This is a genomic window from Haloferax sp. DFSO60 (assembly GCF_046557615.1).
In the GTDB taxonomy this organism is placed as follows: Archaea; Halobacteriota; Halobacteria; order Halobacteriales; family Haloferacaceae; genus Haloferax.
Map to the genome: position 1 here is coordinate 483,059 of NZ_JBKIII010000001.1, position 19,506 is coordinate 502,564.

Sequence of the window (19,506 nt, forward strand, 5' to 3'; positions counted from 1 at the left end):
GACAGGTAACCGTCATGGCCACCGCCCCGGTTCTCCGCCGTGACGACCAGGCGCGAGCTGTGGGTCCGGAATCGGAACATCAAGACCGGCAGCAGATCCGCGCTGGAGGCGGACAAGTGTGTCACACTCAAAGCAGCGATGTGCGCGGTCGTTAGAGTCGCCGTAGACTCTCCGGAAGTCGCGCGTGACGTGAGAACCACAGTGGAGGCATTCTTCTTTCTGAGCCTCAAACCGGAGTCTCACCGCCATTAGCGGTCACCTCCACGGATTTGTGAAAACGGGCGCAGGAGCGCTGCTGCTCCTATATTAAGCCCTACGTAAGAATTAAAGTTAGAGTGGGGACGGAGGGACTCTCTTTCAATCCTAAAGCGGCAGAGTGGCCTCTGAGTCGTCCGAAATCAGCTACCCCCTCAATCATGGTTCTGAATGTCGAGGGACGCGCTCAGTTCACGACGCCGCTTCAGGAACCGCTCGTGTTCATCCGCCTTATCGTAGTACCGGCGGATGGTCGAGGGCGAAGCGTTGACTCTCTCAGCAACGAGTTCGATAGGAATCCCGCGGTCGAGTTGCCACGTAATCGACCCCGTACGAATCGCGTGCGGAGACCGCGACGAAGGGCACTTACTCGCCCCGTTCCGAGTCGTGTACTCACACGAGAACCGCTCTCGCCCGTGCGGGCACTCTCTGTAGAGACACGGTTGGTTCCCGAGGTACGACCACGCTCGGAACGTCGAACGGGACGGTCGTCCCTGCCGACAGGAGAACAGCGGTTCACGCCCGTACTCGTCGCGTTTGTCCGAACGCTCCCGAGCGATGTACGTGTCCAACGCATCAACTACAGCCTGCGGCACGCCGACTACGCGCTCTCCGTCGGTCTTGTTCTTCAACGGCGTTCCCGTCGCCGGTTGGTGACGGAACTCCAGCGAGCGTTCGTCTCCGTCGAAATCGCTCAGGTCGAGCGCGCGCATTCCGCCCATTCGAGCGCCCGTGTGCCACGCCACTTCGAGGAACGCATGGTGCGCAGTTCCGAACAATCGACGAGAATCACGATACTTCGAGAGCAGGCCGAGGGCGTCCTCGGCGGCTAACTTCTCGTCGCTGGTCTGCTGGTCTTTCGACAGCTTCGGAACCTCTATTTTGTCCAGCAGGTTCGGGTCTACCGCCTCGATGCGCTGGCAGTATTTCACGAGTTGCCGCAGCGCGACAATCGAACCCTTGACCGTCGCCGGAGACACGCCCTGCCCCTCTCGGTGGGTCTGGTACTCATCTACGAGCCAGCCGTTCAGGTCGGCCATCGACTCCACGTTTTCCGATTCGCACCAGTGAACGAACGTCGTCAGTCGGTTCTTGTAGGACCGAACCGTCGCTGGCGTTTGCGATTGCGCCCGCCGGGCGAGGAATCGGTCCCGCGCTTCTCGTGGCGACAGGTCGCGCAGCTCGTCGCTCATTACAGGACCTCCCGCTCAACGTCGAGCGTGTTCACTTCGGCGTCGAGGAACTCCGCGAGCGCGGTCGCGTCGATCTCTTCCGGCGTCACGAAGATGAGCGACTCTCCGAATCCGAAGGTCGCACTTCGTCCGTCGGCCAGTGCCTCCGTTTGTTCGTCCGACAGTTGCAGCACGGTGAGTTCCACACTCATCGTCCTGCCTCCGTCGCGTCGATGCCAGCGCGTCCGCTACGCTTACTAGGTGGGCTTTCGTATTCTGACATGGCTACCAATTTCCTAACTGGGTTGGTTCGAGTGGCCGCACCACGCGGGGACCCTTTCTCCCCGCGCGGAGCTTGTGACCGTGAGAGACGTTGGTGGGTATCTGTATGAACCTCAGACCAGCTCCCCGGAGTGAAAGTGGACGTTTTTCCGAAAGTGAAACTCAGTAGCCGCATCGCGCTCGATTCTTCCGAACTTCGTTGGGGTTCAAGACCCCACAGATTGTACGTTATCATGCTTCCGTAGCGTGTTTACGGGAGCCACCGCGGGCCAGTGTTGGAGCACTGGGTCCGCTTGGTTTCTGTATGGACCCGAGACAGTCAGGTCCGCGTGTAGCTTCCGTTACTCTCCTCCTGCGAAGGACTGCACAATAAACCTAACCCTGTTCGTTGCATCTTGCAACAAATAGGGCTGACTTATCATATCCGTGACCATTAAGAAACTCACCTGTGTTGCTCAGGTCGTGCAACCCGCTTGGTGGAGCAAGTACGACGACCCTATTCTCCAGTTCTTAGCCGACACTGGCGCAGCTGTTCCGCCACGGGTTATTCTGTTTAACCTCGAACGCAGAGAAATCGCCTCTCCTCACCGCTCGACTATCAAACGACGACTCCAGAGACTACAGGAATACGGTCTGGTCGAGAAGGTCGGCGAAGAAGGCTACTACGTGATTTCTGAATTGGGAGAAGCCTACCTTTCGGGAGAGATCGACGCAGCCGAACTCGACGCCGTCGAGTAAGCACCCACCACCCTGACCCGTAAAGGGGGCGGGTGGGTGGGTGGATGACAACTTTCACTTCATATTAGGAATGTGCGTGAAGATGTCACTTCTTATTTCCAACATGTCTGAGAGCGATTCAATTTCATCAATAAAGCATGCTGGGCCAGTAAACAGTTCAGTTGCCTTATTACCTCTAATATCGGTGTAAGTTATTTTAATGCGCAAACCAAGACGTTCAATATCTGTTTGTTTTAATTCCGGGAGCAATTTGTTGAAAACCACCGTGCTGGGTAATTCTCCATCCTCTAGCTCTGTGACGGGAGCGTCAACATCTTCATTTTCGAAACTAATCCTTCCAGAAAATTTAGCCGTTTCACCAGGATCGAGAACACCACCCTTTCCCGCGGAGAGAATATCTGTTTGGTCCGACTTGATGATTGGGAATGAATGAGCAGTTAATTGTGGGATGTTATTAACGCCGTTCGACTTCTTGGCGAAGTCTTCAATTTTCAACCACGAATTTGACTCTGTGCTAACGTAGAGTTGAGGTATAAGCCCGAGTCGTATTGCTTTCCCGTCGCCAACATTCTGCAAGGTGATTTGGATGTGGTCTTTGTCTTCTGGATTTATGCTATAATCACCGAGACGGCGAATAATCGGAGTAAGTTGGGCTAGTTCTTGTTTGATAAGTTCCTCATTTTGAGACAGTGTTCGTATTGTTGACCAAGCAAGGAGAAGTGGACCAATAGCGCCAAGTCCCGCAACGATAGTAGAGGAAGGTCCGATCGAGACCCAGCCAAATATATCGTTAGCGATCAACAGAATAACGCCAGAAATCAATACCCAAACCAACACAGAAATAATTTTTTGTTGACTCTTATCCATTATTCTAACCAGTCAAACGTGATAGCATTATATAACTTCCATCAATAGCGGAGTTGGAGACAGCTGCATATTTTGGGATAAGCTCATTTATCCGAACTTCTACTTCTACTCTGTCCTCACCCAGTTGAGAAACCGGTGCACTCTAACTACGTTCTTCAACGATGGGTACAAGAGGAACTTTGCTACTTCGTTGTGCAGAGATTGACTGGATTCACTAGAAATTTCGTCGTAGGCGCTAAGAAATTCTTCCTCACCCAATGCACGGAGCGCATGGAGATCTGCGGCCAACTCCTCTAACCGAACGGTCATCACGAAAGCCAGTATCAGCAGCAGGGAAACGCCTGCAAGCATCGCTATTGGTTCTATAGGCATACCAAAGGGAATTAGCAGAGAGTAACCCAGACTGCTTAGTAGGTAGTAAATACCGATTACACCATTGATGACCATTCCGTAGAACAATCCTCTCAAAAGAGGTAGCCGATTTAGGTGACCTCTCTCGTGACGATATACAAGTTCAGCCGCTTCCTCTGAGAGATTCTGCATTCGTTGCTTGTTCAGAATAATTGTACCTACAGGAGTTGCCTGACCGAAAGCAGCTGAATCGCTATCGAACCAGTAAACGTCTTCCTCAGACGTGTGCCCATTGAAACTTCCAACGGACTCAATCGGCCCGTGGTAGAACCGGGCAAATGCCCTTGTAAAACGATCTCGAAAAGCATCCATTGTACGTTCCACGGTTTGCATACGTTATATTGGTTGGAAATATACAAAAATATTCGGACATGTGTGATTTTCAAGAAGATTGTGATATTTTTCGCAGCCGTCACGGATGCTGCATACAGTCTCTTTCTTTCTCGTAGTAGTCCTCCACGTGCAGCACGTGGTCGGCCGCTTCCGGTTCCTCTAATCCGATATTCACGAAGTGCCGAGCCATTATCTCCGGTTGATGCGTCCCGAAGTTGCACTTCTGACAGCGCCACATCTCTCCCTTCTGTAAGTCGTGCTGTAGTCTCGTCTCGTCGAGGATGCGCTGAACCGGCAGCTTCAGCGTCACCATATCGACACCACCGCCGCTCGGGGCGTGCTCTTCCCCGTCGCGGTCGATAATGGCCTCTAGACGCCATTCCGATTCGAGCGTTTCACGGCCGAACGATTCGGTCCCGTCGTCGTCCTCTCCCTGCATCACCGATTCCACGAAATCGGCCTGCGCTATCGGAATCTCGTTGATATTCCTCCCGAGCATCTGATGCAGTGAGAGTTCTTTCTCGCTGTGTTCCATCTCTGTCTCTACACGCTTCCTGATTCGCGTGCGCTCTGTCGTTTCGCCGATACTGACGCCTGCCTCCACGCTGGGCCAGCGTTCGGCGAGGCTCAGTCTACCGTCCTCTTTCGCTGTCTCGTCCTCGGCGTCGAGGGCGTCGAGCAGATCGTCGTCCGGTATCGGCTCTTCGAGTCGTGACTGGTCTATGGCCCATCCAGAATCACAGCACTCGCACACTACGTCCGGGCCGCGCCCGTCGTCCCACTTCACCGCTTCGCCGTGCATATCGGTCTGGTCCGCTTCAGCGGACTCCGCCCGCTGCTGGCAGGCGTCGGCGGTGATCGCTTCGGTGAGCACCTTCGAGCGAGAGGTACGACGTCGCGCTGCTGACCAGTAAATCGAACCCCACGCGAGGTATTCGATTGGCTTGTCCAGCAACTCCTCGGTGTATCCGCCCATGTACGCCGCGAGGTACGAACCCATGTTCTCCACGTTGGCGTTCAGAGAGATACAGCCGTTAGACTCCTCCTCGTAGTCGTCTATCGCCCAGTAGTCGTGCGCGGACGCTCCGGCGTACTCGCACACCTCCAGATGCTTGTCTATCACCCGTTCGAACTCGGTCCCGACGCTGTGCAGGTCTTCGCCGCGTTCTCCTAGCGGTTCTGTGTCGAAGTAGACGCCCACGTGCAGGTGCGTGTAGCACGCGTTCATCCCGCCGTCGCCGTCCATCCCGTGCGGCTCTGCCTGTAGCCAGTAGCCCCACTGGTCGGCGTCGAGGCCGAGATGGTACTCCATCGTGTTGCGGAGTGTGTCGCGCACACCGTCGTAGGAGAACGAGTCGTGCAGCGCGTCGCAGTGTTCCACTGGTGGAATCCGTGCGCCGCTCGGCACTGACGAGCCAGTGAGGGTGAGCATCGCGGTCGCGGGCGAGTCCCACGCCGCTACTGCTTCCCCTCCGCTGGGTCGTTCTCCACCGGCCATCTGTCTCTGTAGCGCCAGCGCGCGGGCGTACTGCTTCTTGGAGTATTCTTCTCCCCACGCGTCAGCCAGCGGTATCTCGAACGTCTCGCCCTCTGTGTTACCGAAACGGGCGAGCAATCCATCGTACCGGGTGTGTGCGGTGAGGAAGGCACTCAGCGCGTCCGCCCACGTCGCGGCTTCTCGTTTCGCTAGCTCCGTCACCTGAAACGCCTTCTCGGTCGGACTCTGCGGTTCGACCCATTCGTCACGCCATTCTGATTCTGTGACGATGCGCCGGAGCTTCCGCCCGTGTGTCTGGCACAGTGGCGTCTCCGCTAGTTCCGGGTACGCGTCGATGAACTCCAGCACTCGTTCGTGGACGAGTTCCTCGGAGTTTCGGTCCTTGGCTGAACGGCCGCGTTGAGCCTCTACAGAGTTAGTCTCCTTGGAAGGCCAAGGCTCAGCCCCCGGTTCCGTCCCTTCGACTTCTCCGGTAGGCTGGCTGCCATCGCTACTCACGCTCCCCGCCGTCTGGGACTGCGTAGTCGCTCAGACGCTGTTGGGTTTCTTCAGGTGTTGAGACAGCTTTGGAGGGAGAACCGACCGCACCGACCCACGTTCTCGGCCGACGGCCGTCGGCCTCGTGCGGACTGGCTTCCGGGTCGCCCCGCGAGGGGTCGCTTCCGGCAGGCTCCTCACTCCCGCGCTTCGGGGCGCTCAGCGCGGGCAAGACGTTCGTCGCCTCTCCAGTCCTTGCGGTGGAATCCCGGGCGGCCAAATGCGCCCACAACAGCGATGTGAGACGGTGGTCCCGAATCTTCTGGTCAGCAGCTGGGATGCGCGCGCAGCTCCGACATTCGTGGTATTTCGCCGCTTGCTCCGCGTGATCGACGAGACAGAAGTTGTGGCAGGACGCACACCGGTACTTGACGAGCCTCCAAGCAAGGTCCATCTCTGGTGGGTCGAACGACGGCGAGTCCTGGATGTCGTAACCCGGCTTTTCGTAGGGTGGCCTCTTTCTGGTTATCTCTCTGTCCCACATCGTAACCTGATGTGGGCTGTCGCCGCGGTGTAGCGGCCGACAAACCGGGTCTGACCGACTCTTTGGCTTTTGTGGTTCTTCGAGATAGACTGGGTCGTAACCCGTACTCTCTGGATAATGGATATAGCCGGATTCCTCATTTGCTTGCGCAAGCTCCGAGTTGTCAACGTCCTCGGTGAACCAGAGATCTCCACCGTCCTCTTCGTCGTCGCTGTGGCTCTTCTCTGGTGGAGAATCGCTCACAGAGAACGCACCTCCCGGTTTTCAGCAAACCGTCGAGGCAGCGCCTCTGCTCCTATATTAAGCCCTACGTAAGAGTTAAAGTTAGAGTGGGGACGGAGGGATTTGAACCCCCGATCGACTGATATCTCCGGTGTGCGCCTCGGTACTCCAGAGGGTCGTCAACGCGAACCGATGATCAGTCGGCCGCTCAGTATATCAGCTGGAGTATCGTCCCGGGCGCCAAGCCTCTGGAGTCAGTCGCCATGCCGGGCTTGGCCACGTCCCCGGTCTGTCTGCATCCTCTCGTATGGCGATTTTTCTTAAAGGGGTTTCGATTCTACTCGTCGCGGTCGTCGTCGGCCCAATCGCACTCTTGGCACTTGTAGGCGACCACGAACTCCGTCACACTCGGCATATAGCCCACTTGGATGACGTTCTCGCCACACTCCGGACAGTCGAAGTCTGCGTCCTGAATCGGTTCGGCTTCCATCGGGCGCTCACCCTCGACGAGTTCGGCGAGCGTCTCGGGAGTCACCATCCGTCCCTGCACGACACGGTTGCTCATATCCCGACGAAATCACCCAAAGTAGGTAAGCCCTGCGCCACAGTCAGGGCGTCGCAACCGTCACTGTGCGCGTCCGCGGGCCGTCGCACTCCACCAAGAGAACCGACTGCCAGCGCCCGAGGTCCAGTTTGCCATCGACCACCGGAATCGACACGCCGTTGCCGACGAGGAGTGCGCGGAGGTGCGAGTCGGCGTTGTTGTCTAGTGTGTCGTGTTCCCAGCCAGTATCAGCGACGGCCTCGCCGAGTAGGTGTTCGATATCGGAGAGCAAGCGCGACTCGGCTTCGTTGATACAGACACCCGTCGTGGTGTGTCGCGAGAAGACGGTACAGATGCCGGAGTAGCCGCTCGGAAGCGCCGACTGAACACGGTCGGTCACGTCGATAACTTCGAGTCGGCGGTCTGTTCGAACGTCGAAGGTCTGGTGCATACTGACCGTTCGTCGGCCAGTTGCAAAACGATTCGAGGAAGAGTGGTTAGCTTAGAGCCACGGCGCGCGCGACTCTCCTTCACCGGGGTATCCGTAGCCCGGTTCTGGCTCGGACGCTTGCGAGTCCGATTCGTCGGCCTGCTGGTCGTCCAGTTCGTCGTCGGCCAGGTCGTCGCCGCCGTCGGCGACAGCACCGTTGGCCGAAGCGCGCTGGTCTGCGTCGGCCATCACGTCGCGTGCGGCGTTCACACCTTCGTTGGATACGCTGGGGTCGAACGCGAACAGTGCGGTGACACCGAGGACGCCGAGTGCGACCGGTGCCTTCGTGGGCATCAGGCCGAGTACGTCGAGCGCGAGCATGCCGAGTGCGACCGAACTGCCGAAGCGGAAGAGGTCGATATCGACCGTGCCGCGGAGGCGTGGGGCGAACACCGCGATGCTACCCGCAAATGCGACGCCGGTCCCGGCGGCCGCACCTGCGTGCATGAGCATCGTCGGGTCAGGGTTGAACACGAACTGTGCGCCTGCGGGGTTGAAGCTAGCCACGAGACCGAGTCCGATGATGACGCTGGGCGAGGGGAGATACTCACCGACCTTCGAGGAGGCCGTCTTCGCGGCGATAGCGAGGATGACCAGACCGGCAAAGCGGTGGAACACCTCGAAGTTGAGGAGCGTCTGGATGGTCTGTGCGAGCGCCGCTTCGGCGACGGCGACGGGAATGAGGACCGCACCGAGGATGGCGATGGACGTGAGTTGCTGACGGCGCGTCCCGTCCATCTCCGCGAGAATAACCGCCACGGTCGCGGACCCACCAAAGATGAGGAGTCCGGTCTGGAGAATACCCGTGACGGAGTTCAGCGCGCCAGCGATGATGAGCGCGGGAAAGATACCATCGACCAACGGAAGGCCCATAACGGTCGCGAGCAGGCGGGTGGCACCACCAACCTGCTGCTCGAGACGAAGGGCGACTGGGTGGCGTGAAACACTCATTCGATGCTATTGTTGACCGTCACCATCGGCCAAGCGGTGATAAGGACGCAATTCGGACAAGGGAGTACGAGCGTGGCGTACATTCCGTCCATTTCGTCCAAGTTTAAAACCCCGTTTAAGTGTCTGCCACATCGATGTAAAGAGAATGCCGGAGGAGCGGGTCATCTGACCGGCAATACGCGATGCGGCGGGACACGTGGAGTCCATACAACACAGATTTGGGACTGGGATATTAAACGTTGTGTGGGATACGACCGCATACAACACGAGAATCTCTGGCGCTGTTTTTAAAAGGACTGACGATTCATAGGAAATTCCCCACACAGCCTACGACTCTACGATGCACGTTTGTGACTAATGTGATTATTCGGGATAGATTCGCCTCCTGCTAGCGAGTCACGCAACCACGAACGCATCAGGCGCGAAAAGGTATCCACCTTCGTGTCTATTTCTGCAACCAGTTTGCCACACATCAACATTCCCGTGCTATCTCGCAACCCTTTTGTCGTCACCTACACCACGCTTGATATGGCGAACGACGTTCCAGACCGAGAGTCCTTTTCCGAAAAACTTCGGGTACCTGAATCGCTGACATTCGACGACGTGCTACTTCGACCGATGGAGAGCCGTGTCGAACCCGACGACGCAGACGTTTCGACGCGCGTCTCGAAGAACGTCGAACTCAACATTCCGATTCTGTCCGCTGCGATGGACACCGTGACCGAGAGCGGAATGGCAATCGGCATGTCCCGCGAGGGCGGCCTCGGCGTGCTTCACCGCAATATGAACACCGAGCAGATGGTCCACGAGATCGAGCGCGTCAAGCGCGCCGACGAACTCGTCATCCGCCGTGAGGATGTCGTGACCGCGCAACCGCAACAGACCATCAGCGACGTGGACGAGATGATGGAACGTGCTGGCGTCTCCGGCGCACCCGTCGTCGACGACGACGACACCGTCCTCGGCATCATCTCCGGCACCGACATCCGTCCGTACCTCGAAGTCGGCGAGTCCGACGAAGTCCAAGAAGCGATGACGGACGAGGTTATCACGGCCACGCGCGACGTGACCGCCCGCGAGGCGCTCGAACTCATGTACGACCACAAAATCGAACGCGTTCCCATCATCGACGACGAGAGTCACCTCGTCGGCCTCGTGACGATGCAGGGAATCCTCCAGCGCCGTGAGTACGAGAACGCCTCCCGCGACGAGGAAGGCCGTCTCGTCTGTGGTGTCGCAGTCGGTCCGTTCGACCGAGAACGCGCTGAGGCCGCCGACGAGGCCGGTGCCGACGTCATCTTCATCGACTGTGCCCACGCGCACAACCTGAACGTCATCGACACCGCCCGTGAAATCAAGGAGTCCGTCGATGCGGACGTCGTCGTCGGCAACGTCGGTACCCGCGAGGCCGCCGAAGAACTCGTCGATTTCGCAGACGGAATCAAAGTCGGTATCGGCCCCGGTTCCATCTGTACCACGCGCGTCGTCTCCGGGTCCGGCATGCCGCAGATTTCGGCTGTCGCGGAAGTCGCAGACGTCGCCGCTGAATACGACATCCCCGTCATCGCCGACGGTGGCATCCGTTACTCCGGTGACGCCATCAAGGCCATCGCCGCAGGTGCGGACGCCGTAATGCTCGGTTCCTACTTCGCCGGAACCGACGAAGCGCCGGGTCGCGTCATCACGATGAACGGCAAGAAGTACAAGCAGTACCGCGGCATGGGCTCGGTCGGTGCGATGCGCTCCGGCGGTGCCTCTCGCTATCTCAAAGAGGACAACGAAGACGAAGAGTACGTTCCCGAAGGTGTCGAGGCTGCGACGCCGTACAAAGGCTCGCTCGCGTCTGAACTTCACCAACTCGTCGGTGGCATGCAATCCGGCATGGGCTACGTCGGCGCCGAGACGATTCCGGACGTCAAAGAGCGCGCTCGGTTCGTTCGCGTCTCGTCTGCGGGGCAGGCCGAAGGCCACCCGCACGACGTGATGATTACCGACGAGGCACCAAACTACAGCCCGCAGGAATAACTGCGAGACACACTGTTCGCCGTTTTTCTACTCCTCAACCGTGAGTGGTGACTCGACCACTACGCGTGTACTCAAAAAAGAGAGTGATTAATAGGGATGTATCTCGTGGCATTACCAGAGTGATGGATACCGCGGAGTTGCGTACTGCGCTTCGAAACGCAGGGATGTCGCAGTACCAGGCCGAAGCGTACGTTGCGCTCATAGAGTTAGGGGCCGCGAGTGCGACCGAACTTGCCGATGCGTGTGCAGTGCCGACGGCACGAATTTACGACGTTCTCAGAGACCTCGAAGCGAAAGAGTACATCGAGACCTACGAACAAGACAGTCTACATGCTCGTGCGCGCGACCCGCACACGGTGATGAACGACCTGAAAAACCGAGCAACCCAACTCAGTGAAGCGGCCTCTGAAATCGAATCACGCTGGCAACAACCGGCCGTGGACCGCCACATGCTCAGCATCGTCAAACGCTTCGAGACGGTGTTCAAACGCGCTGAAGAACTCATTACGAACGCGACCAACGAAGTCCAACTGTCGATTACACCCGACCAGTTCGATGAACTCCGGCCTGCAATCGCGGTGGCCCACGAAAACGACGTGTTGGTCAAAATATCGCTACACCCAGAGGCCGGTTCCGACCTCGAAATCCCCGAAATCGAGGCGTACGAAGACATAGTCACGGAGGTTCGAAAGCGAACCCTTCCTTCTCCGTTCGTTGCCATCGTCGACCGAACAGGTGCGTGTTTTGCTCCACATGCAAACTCGGTCAACACCTACGGTGTTCTGGTGGACGACTACACGCTCGCGTACGTCTTCCACTGGTACTTTCAGACTGCCCTGTGGGAGGTGTGGGACGTCATCTACTCGACTCAATCGGAAGAACCGCCGGTCGTTTACACCGACATTCGGCATTTCATCCAAGACGTCACCCCACGCATCCGTAACGGCGCGGAGGTAGACGTCCGAATCTCCGGGTTCGACACGGAGAGCCACGACCCAATCGACATCCACGGAACGCTCTCAGATGTGTACTATACCGCGGTTTCGGCCCCGAAAAAGACGCCTTCGTTTTCTGAACTCGCTGGGCAGGTGACGCTCACTGTCGATACTGAGGGCGAATCATACACTGTCGGCGGGTGGGGTGCGCTCCTCGAAGATATCGAGGCAAATCGCATCACCATCGAGGAAATACGTTGAATCTGTTGCCCCGCCGGAATCTATAACAAGGCGGGAGTTAGATACGTCGTACGAACACAAACAATCCGGGCACACGCAGACGACAAGGGGTATTTTGATATAGCCCCAAACAACATTCAGTTCCGTGAGTGTTCCCGGAACACCACTACTATACCAATGAGTGCTGATCAGCCGCTTGTGCTCATCGTTGAAGATGAGCCGGACCTCGCCGATCTGTACGCAACCTGGCTTAGGGACGACTATCGCGTTCGTGTCGCCTACGGAGGCCGAGAGGCGCTCGACAAGCTCGACGACGAAGTCAACGTCGTACTTCTCGACCGTCGGATGCCTGACCTCTCTGGTGACGAAGCGCTCGCTGAGATTCGTAACCGCGGCTTTGAGTGCCGCGTTGCGATGGTAACAGCTGTCGAACCGGACTTCGACATCATCGCTATGGGCTTCGACGATTACCTCGTCAAACCCGTCTCGCGCGAGTCGCTGACCGAGACTGTCTCTAATCTTATCTTGCGAAACACCTACGATGCGGGAGTCCAAGAGCTGTTCTCTCTCGCCTCGAAGAAGGCCCTTCTCGAGGCTGAGAAGGACGTAACGACCCTGGAAGACAACGAAGAGTACAACACCCTCAACACCCGCCTCAGCGAACTGCGCAAGAAACTCGACGAGACGTTGAACCAACTCGACGAGACGCGCGGCATCTCTGCAGTCTACCGTGACATCGGGAACGCTGCGGGGACCGACGACAACTGAGTCGGACCTGTTCCGGGAAAGCCCTCCTTTTTCTTCCTCTCTGCCCGAATATCATCTCTCGCACTCGTTTGTGAGCATTTGACAGATTCATTCGAGTTGACACCTAGTTAATTAAGTTAATTTCGTATCAGAATTACTCGAATAAATATATGTTGGCATCGGCCATTGGTGTAGATGCACATGTCCGACAACAGCAACACGATGCTTACGTACCTTCGTCAGAACCCCCGCATGATGGGCGTCCTATTCACGCTGACCCTCCTGCTCGCGCAGGCAGGGAACGCATCCGCCAACATGGCGACGTACATCTCCGGCCCCTAATTACGATTCGAGGAACTCGTCGTTCCAGAAAAGCCGACCACGGTAAAACACCGGAACTTGTTCTAACGTGAGGAACTCGCGTAGCTCTGCTTTACTGACCTCGAATACTGCTTCGTCCGAGGAGACGAGATAGTGTTGTCCGTTCTTCGAAACTGCTGGCTTGACGAGTGCGCCCATACTGCTCTCGATTGTGGGGTACGTTTTGAACGTCAGTGTGTACGCCTCTTGTGTTTGCTCGACCTCACAAATTATCGCCATCCCACTTTCCGTCTGCGAAATCGACAGTGCGCCGTCGCCGACGATAGTGTACTGTTGACTCGTCGTAGAGTTTCGCTGAGAGACGTTCAGCGCCGTCTGGAGCGGGAATCCCATGTTGAGTAACTGGGCGAGGACACCGCCGACTTCCACGGCACCTTTGTTTATCACGTCACTCAAGGTGACGATACCACCGATAGCGCCAGCGTCGATGAAGGCTAAGCCTTGGTCGTACGAACGACACCCGTTCAGTAAGAACGATTCAGCGCCGATTTCACCAACTGAATGTGCATCCAGTCTCCCATCGGTACACTGGAGGCCCTCGCCGTCGATGTGCCCGATGAAGTGGAGAAAGTCGTTCTGTTCTTCCAGCACTGCTCGAAGCTCACTCATCGAGAGGCCTTTGTGGTACGAAACCTCGAACGGAAGTTCGTCTCGTGACCCGTAGATGGTGTCCACGAGGTCCTCTTCTGCACTCATCTCCAGGTCGTTGCAGACGACCGCAATCGATATTGTGCCGTTTTTCGCCGTCCGCGCGAGTCGGTTTTCGTAGGCCTGTTGAGTTGGCTTACTCGCCCCCACGGGCGCACCATCACCGACCCACGCTTGGTCGGCAGACTCGGCATTCTGTGGTTTGATGTAGGTGTCTGTACTCGGCGGTGACGATGCTGCACTGCGTGTGAACGTCTCTTCGTCGCGGAGGAAGTCATCGACCGCAGACGCCTGAAGTTCGTCCGCACCGATTCGTTCGGTGTTTGGCGTCTTCACGACCGCGAGGTCGTTGACGATGAACGGAAGCAGCGAGAGATTGTCTCGTTGTGCTTCGACGTGCGTCGTCAACTTCCACTCGGGCATCAACTCGGAGACGACGTCGAACGGCACGGAGAGGTACTCCTTGAGTCGCTCTCCCGGTTCAGCATCGTAGAGTTGGGTAAAGTCGAGGTTTGTTCGTTCTTCGACGGCCTCCCGCTCGTGGAGGTCGACGCGGTAGTAACCTTCCGTCCGCGTCACACAGTCGAAGAAGAACGTTTGCTTCAGCACGCGTTCGACCTCTGCTTCGAAGCCGTGTGGGCCGTCGAGCAAGTGGACGAACCCTGTCTCTGATTCGATTCGCGGTTGTGCTCCGGATCCGAGTGTTGCACCGAGATAATATACGAGAGGTGCAACCACGACGATATACTGGAGTTCGGGCGGGACGACGATTCGAAGCCCAGTGTTCGGTGGTTCGACCCCATCTGGGATATCCAGTTCGTCACCAACTTCGAGGAGGGGTGGGTGCCCGCGCAGTGTCGGGTAGGACCGTTCGACACTGGTCGTTTTCAGTGCAGACCCGAAGGCAGAAACGGCTTTCATGACGTCTCGCGGGTCTTCGGTCGTCGTGATAGTCGTCGCCGGACTTCGGTGATAGGACCGCGCACCAACGTGAATCGGCGTCCGTTCCGGAAGTTCAATCCTCGTCCGGTGGCTGTCGGCTTTGATACGAAGTGACGATGAAATCTGGATGTACACCTTCATCGACGTGAACAGCTCCAGACTGTACGACCCTGAATCGAGCGTGATGTCGGTTTCGCGGTCTACCTGCGTGACCATCTCACCGAACAAATCTCGGACGATGATGCCTTTGAGGCCAGTGACCTCAAATCCAGTCGTCTCGATCCGAACTGCTGCATCTGTCGGGAACCAAAACCGAGTTTCGTCTGTCGGTTCGGGCGTGATAGCCGTTTGCGTCCGAATTCGTACTTGATGCCGCTCAATACGGTCTCGGACGATGAGACCTTCCCCCTCTGATGGAAGCGAGAATCCCACTTCGTGGCCTGGGGGGGCACGAGATTCATCGCTCTGCCCGGACTGTGCCATTGTGTATAGGTGACACGATTAGAGATAAAAAGCGTATTGGTCGCCTGACTGTCAACGTTTCAGGGGAAACCAGCCAGATGACGCGTCTGCGTCCTTGAGATGCCAGCGTTGCCGTGGTTCGGATCCTTCGACGCTGAGTTCGACGACTGCGTCGAACAGGGGTTCGAGCATCCGGTTGATGTCGCTTTTCCGGCCACCGGGCGACCAAACGTGAATCATACCACGGTGCGCGCGGACGTGGCTCGTCACGACGTGGAGGAACCGAAACACCTGATTCAGTTCGTATTCGGAGACGAGCGCTGGAAGACAATCGAAAGCAACGCGGAGTTCTGCGGGAGAAAGAGACTGCGATAATGTGGCGAAATCTTGGATGTCGTCCGATATCTCGGCACCGAGTTTTCCGAGGCCGCCATCGACGTGCCGTTCGGATGCGGTCGGCAGTGGTGCCGAGAACGAACTGGCTACTGCGGAACTGCGGGCGTGTGTCGAATACCGAATCGTTCGGGTCCACTCTGCGGACCGCTCGATGGGTTGACTGAGCCGCTGGTCGATAGAGGTCGTCTGGTTCACGATGAGAAGCCGTCTTCGCGGCTCCTCGGGCGCTCCGAGCATCTGTGCAGACGCGCGAGAATACATCTCTGTCGGGACAGAGCCAACGACGAGAAGCGCACTCCCTTGGCGCTTGAGAGCTTCCAACCCCGCTTGGAAGTCCGAAGCTCCATCAGAGACCGACACGTCTGTTTCACCTCCCGGAGCCATTCAGCCTTACCCACGAAATCATATTTAATAAGACTTTGCGTGTTACCCTGTCGAAATGTGTTCAGTGTTGACACAGATGTGGGCAATCTGTGGTATTACACGCGAATACGTAGCCCGTTCAGGGTCAAAATCGGTAACACGAAACATGGTTGTGACGTTCGATATCTGTGTCGTCTCTCAGATACGAAGTCACTCGTCCGTTCGAACTGTCAGCACCGGAACCGGCGACCGTCTGACGACCCGCTCTGTGACACTTCCGAGGAGGATGCGTTCGACGCCACCTCTCCCATGGGTCGCCATAGTGACCACGTCGATTCCGTGTTCGTCGATATAACCGAGTATCGCTTTCGGGGGCGACCCTCGGACTACAGTCCCCACACCGTCGAGTCCTCGTGCCTCGATTCGTTCGACGAGTTCGTCCACGACATCGATTCCTTCCTGTTCGAGTGCATCGTACACTTCGCCGCCGATGACGCTCACACTGTCGCGGTCTGTATCGGCGACGAAGAGGACGTGAATCGTCGCGTCGTACAACTCGGCGAGTCCGAATGCGTGCGGAAGCGCCACTTCGACGGCTGGACTCCCATCGGCCGGAAGCAGTATGTTATTGTACATGACTGTCACTTCGTCCTCGATTGGCCTGAGTGCTTCGCAGGGAGCCAAAAAAGCGAGTCGCGGTGTCTGTTACGAGACGTAGGCTTCGATTCGGTCCATCGCTTCGCGGAGGTCCTTCATCCCCGTTGCGTACGAGACGCGCAGGTGGCCTTCGCCGCCAGTTCCGAAGACACTGCCCGGAACGAGCGCGACGTTCTGTTCTTCCAAGAGGCCCTCTGCGAAGGCTTCGTCGTCGCCGTCGGGGGCTTTCGGGAAGACGTAGAACGCGCCTTTGGCTTCGAAGCAGTCGATACCCATCTCTTCGAACCGTGAGAGGACAAAGCGACGGCGACGGTCGTATTCACGTCGCATCTCTTCGACAGAGTCGTCACACGACTGGAGGGCTTCGAGCGCGGCATATTGTGCAGTCGTCGGCGCTGAGAGCATCGCGTACTGGTGAATTTTGTTCATCGCCGCGATGGCCTCTGGTGGCCCCATGGCGTAGCCGAGACGCAGACCCGTCATCGCGTAGGCTTTCGAGAAGCCGTTGAACACGACGGTTCGCTCTCGCATACCTGGGTGGGTCGCTATCGAGGCGTGGTCGTCCTCGTATCGGAGGTCCGCGTAAATCTCGTCCGAGAGGACGATGAGGTCGTTGTCGCGGACGAAACTCGCAACCTCGGCGAGTTCGTCGTCGGTCATCACCGCACCCGTCGGGTTGTTGGGATAACAGAGGACGAGGACGTCCGCGCCTGCGGCACCTGCGGCTTCGAGTGCCTCGGGAGTGAGTTTGAACTCGTCTTCCGCGTAGGTCGGAACCGGTAGCGGTTCGCCCCCAGCGAAAATCGCCCCGGGCGTATAGGAGATGTACGACGGTTGTGGAATCGCAACCACGTCACCCTCGTCCACGAACGCGCGGAACGCGAGGTCGACAGCCTCGCTCGCGCCAGTCGTGACGATGATTTCGTCTTCCGGGTCGTACGACTGGCCGTAGCGCGTGACGCGCTCGGCGATGGCTTCGCGGAGCTCGCGGAGGCCGCGATTCGAAGTGTACGAGGTTTTCCCCCGTTCGAGTGAGTCGATGGCAGCAGTACGCGCGGCCCACGGCGCGGAGAAGTCCGGTTCTCCGACACCGAGCGAGATGACGTCGTCTAGCTCCTCGGCAAGTTCGAAAAAGCGCCGAATGCCGGACGGCGGAACTTCCCGGACGCGGTCGGAGAGGTGGTCGCCGAGCGTCATGGAGACACAGAGAGCCGGTCATCCTCGTCGCCGTTGCCGAACTCGATACCCTCCTCCTTGTAAGAGTTCATCACGAAGTGCGTGACCGTCTTCGTGACCTCCGGAAGCGGCGCGATGCGCTCGGAAACGAAGTTCGAGATATCGTGCATCGAGTCGCCCTCGATTTCGACGAAGAAGTCGTAGTCGCCGGAGACGAGTCGAAGCGTCGAGACTTCGGGAAATCGTGCGATTCGGCGAGCGATTTCCTCGTAGCCGGTCTCGCGGTCGAGTTCGACGTCGACTTCGAGTTGGGCGCGGACGCGCTCGGGTTCGACACGCCGCCAATCGACGACGGCCTGATAGCCGTGGATGACGCCGTCGGCTTCGAGTTCGGCGATTGCTGCTGCCACTGCCTCTTTCTCTGCGCCCAGCTGTCGGGCAATGTCGTCTACACTCTGTCGAGCGTCGTGACGCAGCAAGTCGAGCAGTGACTGCTTGTCCATACGATTCCCGTTACTGGCAACGGTAAAATGGTTTCCCTCACGGCAGTGTCACGGTGGCTGACAGAGACGACTCATTCGAGCCCTGCCGCCCCCGACGACGCTTCGGGAAGACTCGCTGGTTCGACCGGAATCCCGAGTGCTTCGAGCGCCGCTTCGAGGTCTTCTTCGCGCGCGTACTCTGCACCGGCTTCGACGCGAATCTCTTGGGCCTTTGCGAGGACTTCGGCGCGCCGGTCGTCGGGGATGACGAACTTGTCGGTGGCGAGTTCGATGACGAGGCCGTTGTGGTCCTTCGTGTACAGCGAGTGGAAGATACCGCGGTCGAACTCGTTGAAGAAGTGACCGGCATCGTTGAGCGCTTCTTTGATTTCCTCGATACGCGCTGGTTCGAAACGGAATGCGAGGTGGTGGACGCTCCCGACGCCGTTTCGCTGAGGGCCACGGTGCGATTCGTGGCCATCGTTCTCGACGAAGAACGTCAGCATCCGACCATCGCCCGTGTCGAAGAACAGGTGCGACATGTTCGGCGAGTCGAGATTCGGTTGCTTGAGGACGAGCGGCATCCCGAGGATGTCGCGGTAGAACTCGATGGTGTCCTCGATGTTGCTCCCGATGAGCGAGATGTGGTCAACGCCCGTCGTGTGGAACGGACTGTCCGGAAGGTCTGCGGTGACCGGCACGTCGTGCGGAGCGTCGTCAGTCATACTTCGAGGTTAGACGCCGACCCGGATAACTCTCAGCGGACATCGATGTAATCGGGTGACAACGACGCCGTCGGACCCAAACTGTTAGGTACTCCCCCATCGACCGCCCACAAGTGACGGAGCTAAAACACTTTCTCGCATTTTTCCTGTGCGGGTCGCTCGCCCTCGCTGGCGTGTTGTCGTTCATCGTCGTCGTCGATTACGACTACCACTACGCCTACGACAAGGAGGTAGACGAGTTCCCGAGAGACACGTTCACGGTCAACTACGCCGATTTGCGCCCCGACGAGAAGGAAGTCGTCGATGCGGCGTTCAACAAGACGGGGTGGTTCAGCGAAGGCGTCGTCAGGGAGAGTGACCAATCCTACCCTTCGGAGGGTATCGAAAAAGACGGCCACAACTACCTATTTTCGTCTTACCGGACGTTCAACTGGTCCGACCCGAAGACGCTCGGGTCGGCACTGCTCGGCATCATCGGCGGTCTTGGCGTACTCGCGGCGATTCGTGCGGATATGAAGAATTAGGTCGAAAACACCGGTGTGA

Annotated in this window: 22 protein-coding genes and 1 tRNA gene; 6 read left to right on the top strand and 17 right to left on the bottom strand. The window is 57.8% G+C overall.

Translation table 11 applies throughout. The features are described from left to right. Nucleotides 1–12: 12 nt before the first annotated feature. The 3 genes from ACK509_RS02500 to ACK509_RS02510 all read right to left on the bottom strand — a co-directional run bounded on the left by ACK509_RS02500 (nucleotide 13) and on the right by ACK509_RS02510 (nucleotide 1,639). Entirely contained in the window at nucleotides 13–249 is a 237-nt protein-coding gene (locus ACK509_RS02500) for a hypothetical protein (RefSeq protein WP_410764924.1), read from the bottom strand. Between the two features lie 161 nt (nucleotides 250–410). After that, nucleotides 411–1,448: a tyrosine-type recombinase/integrase gene (locus tag ACK509_RS02505; protein ID WP_410764925.1), complete on the bottom strand. Its 1,038-nt coding sequence runs from the start codon at nucleotides 1,446–1,448 to the stop codon at nucleotides 411–413. Beyond that, on the bottom strand, nucleotides 1,448–1,639 hold the full coding sequence (locus ACK509_RS02510; RefSeq protein WP_410764926.1) for a hypothetical protein: 192 nt from the start codon (nucleotides 1,637–1,639) through the stop codon (nucleotides 1,448–1,450). Before ACK509_RS02510 ends, ACK509_RS02505 begins: the two co-directional genes overlap by 1 nt. 532 nt (nucleotides 1,640–2,171) lie before the next feature. Between ACK509_RS02510 and ACK509_RS02515 the strand changes: the two genes are divergently transcribed. Then, the gene (locus ACK509_RS02515) at nucleotides 2,172–2,447 is read left to right on the top strand and encodes a winged-helix domain-containing protein (RefSeq protein WP_410764927.1); all 276 of its coding nucleotides are present in this window, start codon (nucleotides 2,172–2,174) and stop codon (nucleotides 2,445–2,447) included. A 54-nt stretch (nucleotides 2,448–2,501) separates the two neighbouring features. On the opposite strand, the gene ACK509_RS02520 is transcribed toward ACK509_RS02515, so the two are convergent. The 8 genes from ACK509_RS02520 to ACK509_RS02555 form a co-directional block, all read right to left on the bottom strand. Continuing rightward, entirely contained in the window at nucleotides 2,502–3,314 is an 813-nt protein-coding gene (locus ACK509_RS02520; protein WP_410764928.1) for a hypothetical protein, read from the bottom strand. Between the two features lie 105 nt (nucleotides 3,315–3,419). After that, the gene (locus ACK509_RS02525; protein WP_410764929.1) at nucleotides 3,420–4,058 is read right to left on the bottom strand and encodes a M48 family metalloprotease; all 639 of its coding nucleotides are present in this window, start codon (nucleotides 4,056–4,058) and stop codon (nucleotides 3,420–3,422) included. A gap of 79 nt (nucleotides 4,059–4,137) precedes the next feature. After that, nucleotides 4,138–6,054: a hypothetical protein gene (locus ACK509_RS02530; RefSeq protein WP_410764930.1), complete on the bottom strand. Its 1,917-nt coding sequence runs from the start codon at nucleotides 6,052–6,054 to the stop codon at nucleotides 4,138–4,140. After that, entirely contained in the window at nucleotides 6,047–6,820 is a 774-nt protein-coding gene (locus ACK509_RS02535) for a hypothetical protein (protein WP_410764931.1), read from the bottom strand. Before ACK509_RS02535 ends, ACK509_RS02530 begins: the two co-directional genes overlap by 8 nt. Nucleotides 6,821–6,907: 87 nt before the next feature. After that, nucleotides 6,908–7,085 (bottom strand) — tRNA-Trp (locus tag ACK509_RS02540). Between the two features lie 51 nt (nucleotides 7,086–7,136). Then, the gene (locus tag ACK509_RS02545; RefSeq protein ID WP_410764932.1) at nucleotides 7,137–7,364 is read right to left on the bottom strand and encodes a DUF5795 family protein; all 228 of its coding nucleotides are present in this window, start codon (nucleotides 7,362–7,364) and stop codon (nucleotides 7,137–7,139) included. A 43-nt stretch (nucleotides 7,365–7,407) separates the two neighbouring features. Further along, nucleotides 7,408–7,794 carry a secondary thiamine-phosphate synthase enzyme YjbQ gene (locus ACK509_RS02550; RefSeq protein WP_410764933.1) on the bottom strand — a complete coding sequence of 129 codons (387 nt, stop codon included), beginning with the start codon at nucleotides 7,792–7,794 and terminating at the stop codon, nucleotides 7,408–7,410. A 51-nt stretch (nucleotides 7,795–7,845) separates the two neighbouring features. Beyond that, the gene (locus ACK509_RS02555; protein WP_410766236.1) at nucleotides 7,846–8,706 is read right to left on the bottom strand and encodes a DUF5794 domain-containing protein; all 861 of its coding nucleotides are present in this window, start codon (nucleotides 8,704–8,706) and stop codon (nucleotides 7,846–7,848) included. Between the two features lie 606 nt (nucleotides 8,707–9,312). On the opposite strand from ACK509_RS02555, the gene guaB reads away from it, so the two are divergent. The 4 genes from guaB (at nucleotide 9,313) to ACK509_RS02575 (ending at nucleotide 13,073) form a co-directional block, all read left to right on the top strand. Then, complete coding sequence (gene guaB / locus ACK509_RS02560; RefSeq protein ID WP_410764934.1) at nucleotides 9,313–10,809, top strand: IMP dehydrogenase; 1,497 nt, start codon at nucleotides 9,313–9,315, stop codon at nucleotides 10,807–10,809. A 122-nt stretch (nucleotides 10,810–10,931) separates the two neighbouring features. Beyond that, the gene (locus ACK509_RS02565) at nucleotides 10,932–12,005 is read left to right on the top strand and encodes a TrmB family transcriptional regulator sugar-binding domain-containing protein (RefSeq protein ID WP_410764935.1); all 1,074 of its coding nucleotides are present in this window, start codon (nucleotides 10,932–10,934) and stop codon (nucleotides 12,003–12,005) included. A gap of 156 nt (nucleotides 12,006–12,161) precedes the next feature. Further along, the gene (locus ACK509_RS02570; RefSeq protein WP_410764936.1) at nucleotides 12,162–12,752 is read left to right on the top strand and encodes a response regulator transcription factor; all 591 of its coding nucleotides are present in this window, start codon (nucleotides 12,162–12,164) and stop codon (nucleotides 12,750–12,752) included. 174 nt (nucleotides 12,753–12,926) lie between these two features. Beyond that, entirely contained in the window at nucleotides 12,927–13,073 is a 147-nt protein-coding gene (locus tag ACK509_RS02575; protein WP_410766279.1) for a hypothetical protein, read from the top strand. Here ACK509_RS02575 and ACK509_RS02580 read toward each other — a convergent pair whose 3' ends face one another. The 6 genes from ACK509_RS02580 to ACK509_RS02605 form a co-directional block, all read right to left on the bottom strand. Further along, nucleotides 13,074–15,185: a hypothetical protein gene (locus tag ACK509_RS02580; RefSeq protein ID WP_410764937.1), complete on the bottom strand. Its 2,112-nt coding sequence runs from the start codon at nucleotides 15,183–15,185 to the stop codon at nucleotides 13,074–13,076. A 51-nt stretch (nucleotides 15,186–15,236) separates the two neighbouring features. Continuing rightward, the gene (locus ACK509_RS02585) at nucleotides 15,237–15,944 is read right to left on the bottom strand and encodes a hypothetical protein (protein ID WP_410764938.1); all 708 of its coding nucleotides are present in this window, start codon (nucleotides 15,942–15,944) and stop codon (nucleotides 15,237–15,239) included. A 189-nt stretch (nucleotides 15,945–16,133) separates the two neighbouring features. Beyond that, nucleotides 16,134–16,559, bottom strand: a complete 426-nt coding sequence (locus ACK509_RS02590; RefSeq protein ID WP_410764939.1) for a universal stress protein — start codon at nucleotides 16,557–16,559, stop codon at nucleotides 16,134–16,136. A gap of 69 nt (nucleotides 16,560–16,628) precedes the next feature. Next, nucleotides 16,629–17,777 carry a pyridoxal phosphate-dependent aminotransferase gene (locus ACK509_RS02595; RefSeq protein ID WP_410764940.1) on the bottom strand — a complete coding sequence of 383 codons (1,149 nt, stop codon included), beginning with the start codon at nucleotides 17,775–17,777 and terminating at the stop codon, nucleotides 16,629–16,631. After that, on the bottom strand, nucleotides 17,774–18,259 hold the full coding sequence (locus tag ACK509_RS02600; RefSeq protein ID WP_410764941.1) for an Lrp/AsnC family transcriptional regulator: 486 nt from the start codon (nucleotides 18,257–18,259) through the stop codon (nucleotides 17,774–17,776). Before ACK509_RS02600 ends, ACK509_RS02595 begins: the two co-directional genes overlap by 4 nt. Nucleotides 18,260–18,330: 71 nt before the next feature. After that, nucleotides 18,331–18,963 (bottom strand): VOC family protein, encoded by a 633-nt coding sequence (locus ACK509_RS02605; protein ID WP_410764942.1) that lies wholly within the window; start codon nucleotides 18,961–18,963, stop codon nucleotides 18,331–18,333. A gap of 113 nt (nucleotides 18,964–19,076) precedes the next feature. Here ACK509_RS02605 and ACK509_RS02610 point away from each other — a divergent pair, with 113 nt between their 5' ends. Beyond that, nucleotides 19,077–19,487 (top strand): hypothetical protein, encoded by a 411-nt coding sequence (locus ACK509_RS02610; protein WP_410764943.1) that lies wholly within the window; start codon nucleotides 19,077–19,079, stop codon nucleotides 19,485–19,487. Nucleotides 19,488–19,506: the final 19 nt, after the last annotated feature.

What these genes read in the sequence shown, in the direction of transcription:
- ACK509_RS02590 (WP_410764939.1), bottom strand. Translation starts at nt 16,559, where the DNA reads ATGTACAATAACATACTGCTTCCGGCCGATGGGAGTCCAGCCGTCGAA.
- ACK509_RS02585 (WP_410764938.1), bottom strand. Translation starts at nt 15,944, where the DNA reads ATGGCTCCGGGAGGTGAAACAGACGTGTCGGTCTCTGATGGAGCTTCG.
- ACK509_RS02510 (WP_410764926.1), bottom strand. Translation starts at nt 1,639, where the DNA reads ATGAGTGTGGAACTCACCGTGCTGCAACTGTCGGACGAACAAACGGAG.
- ACK509_RS02500 (WP_410764924.1), bottom strand. Translation starts at nt 249, where the DNA reads ATGGCGGTGAGACTCCGGTTTGAGGCTCAGAAAGAAGAATGCCTCCAC.
- ACK509_RS02555 (WP_410766236.1), bottom strand. Translation starts at nt 8,706, where the DNA reads ATGGGCCTTCCGTTGGTCGATGGTATCTTTCCCGCGCTCATCATCGCT.
- guaB (WP_410764934.1), top strand. Translation starts at nt 9,313, where the DNA reads ATGGCGAACGACGTTCCAGACCGAGAGTCCTTTTCCGAAAAACTTCGG.
- ACK509_RS02520 (WP_410764928.1), bottom strand. Translation starts at nt 3,314, where the DNA reads ATGGATAAGAGTCAACAAAAAATTATTTCTGTGTTGGTTTGGGTATTG.
- ACK509_RS02570 (WP_410764936.1), top strand. Translation starts at nt 12,162, where the DNA reads ATGAGTGCTGATCAGCCGCTTGTGCTCATCGTTGAAGATGAGCCGGAC.
- ACK509_RS02600 (WP_410764941.1), bottom strand. Translation starts at nt 18,259, where the DNA reads ATGGACAAGCAGTCACTGCTCGACTTGCTGCGTCACGACGCTCGACAG.
- ACK509_RS02550 (WP_410764933.1), bottom strand. Translation starts at nt 7,794, where the DNA reads ATGCACCAGACCTTCGACGTTCGAACAGACCGCCGACTCGAAGTTATC.
- ACK509_RS02575 (WP_410766279.1), top strand. Translation starts at nt 12,927, where the DNA reads ATGCACATGTCCGACAACAGCAACACGATGCTTACGTACCTTCGTCAG.
- ACK509_RS02505 (WP_410764925.1), bottom strand. Translation starts at nt 1,448, where the DNA reads ATGAGCGACGAGCTGCGCGACCTGTCGCCACGAGAAGCGCGGGACCGA.
- ACK509_RS02545 (WP_410764932.1), bottom strand. Translation starts at nt 7,364, where the DNA reads ATGAGCAACCGTGTCGTGCAGGGACGGATGGTGACTCCCGAGACGCTC.
- ACK509_RS02580 (WP_410764937.1), bottom strand. Translation starts at nt 15,185, where the DNA reads ATGGCACAGTCCGGGCAGAGCGATGAATCTCGTGCCCCCCCAGGCCAC.
- ACK509_RS02565 (WP_410764935.1), top strand. Translation starts at nt 10,932, where the DNA reads ATGGATACCGCGGAGTTGCGTACTGCGCTTCGAAACGCAGGGATGTCG.
- ACK509_RS02595 (WP_410764940.1), bottom strand. Translation starts at nt 17,777, where the DNA reads ATGACGCTCGGCGACCACCTCTCCGACCGCGTCCGGGAAGTTCCGCCG.
- ACK509_RS02605 (WP_410764942.1), bottom strand. Translation starts at nt 18,963, where the DNA reads ATGACTGACGACGCTCCGCACGACGTGCCGGTCACCGCAGACCTTCCG.
- ACK509_RS02525 (WP_410764929.1), bottom strand. Translation starts at nt 4,058, where the DNA reads ATGCAAACCGTGGAACGTACAATGGATGCTTTTCGAGATCGTTTTACA.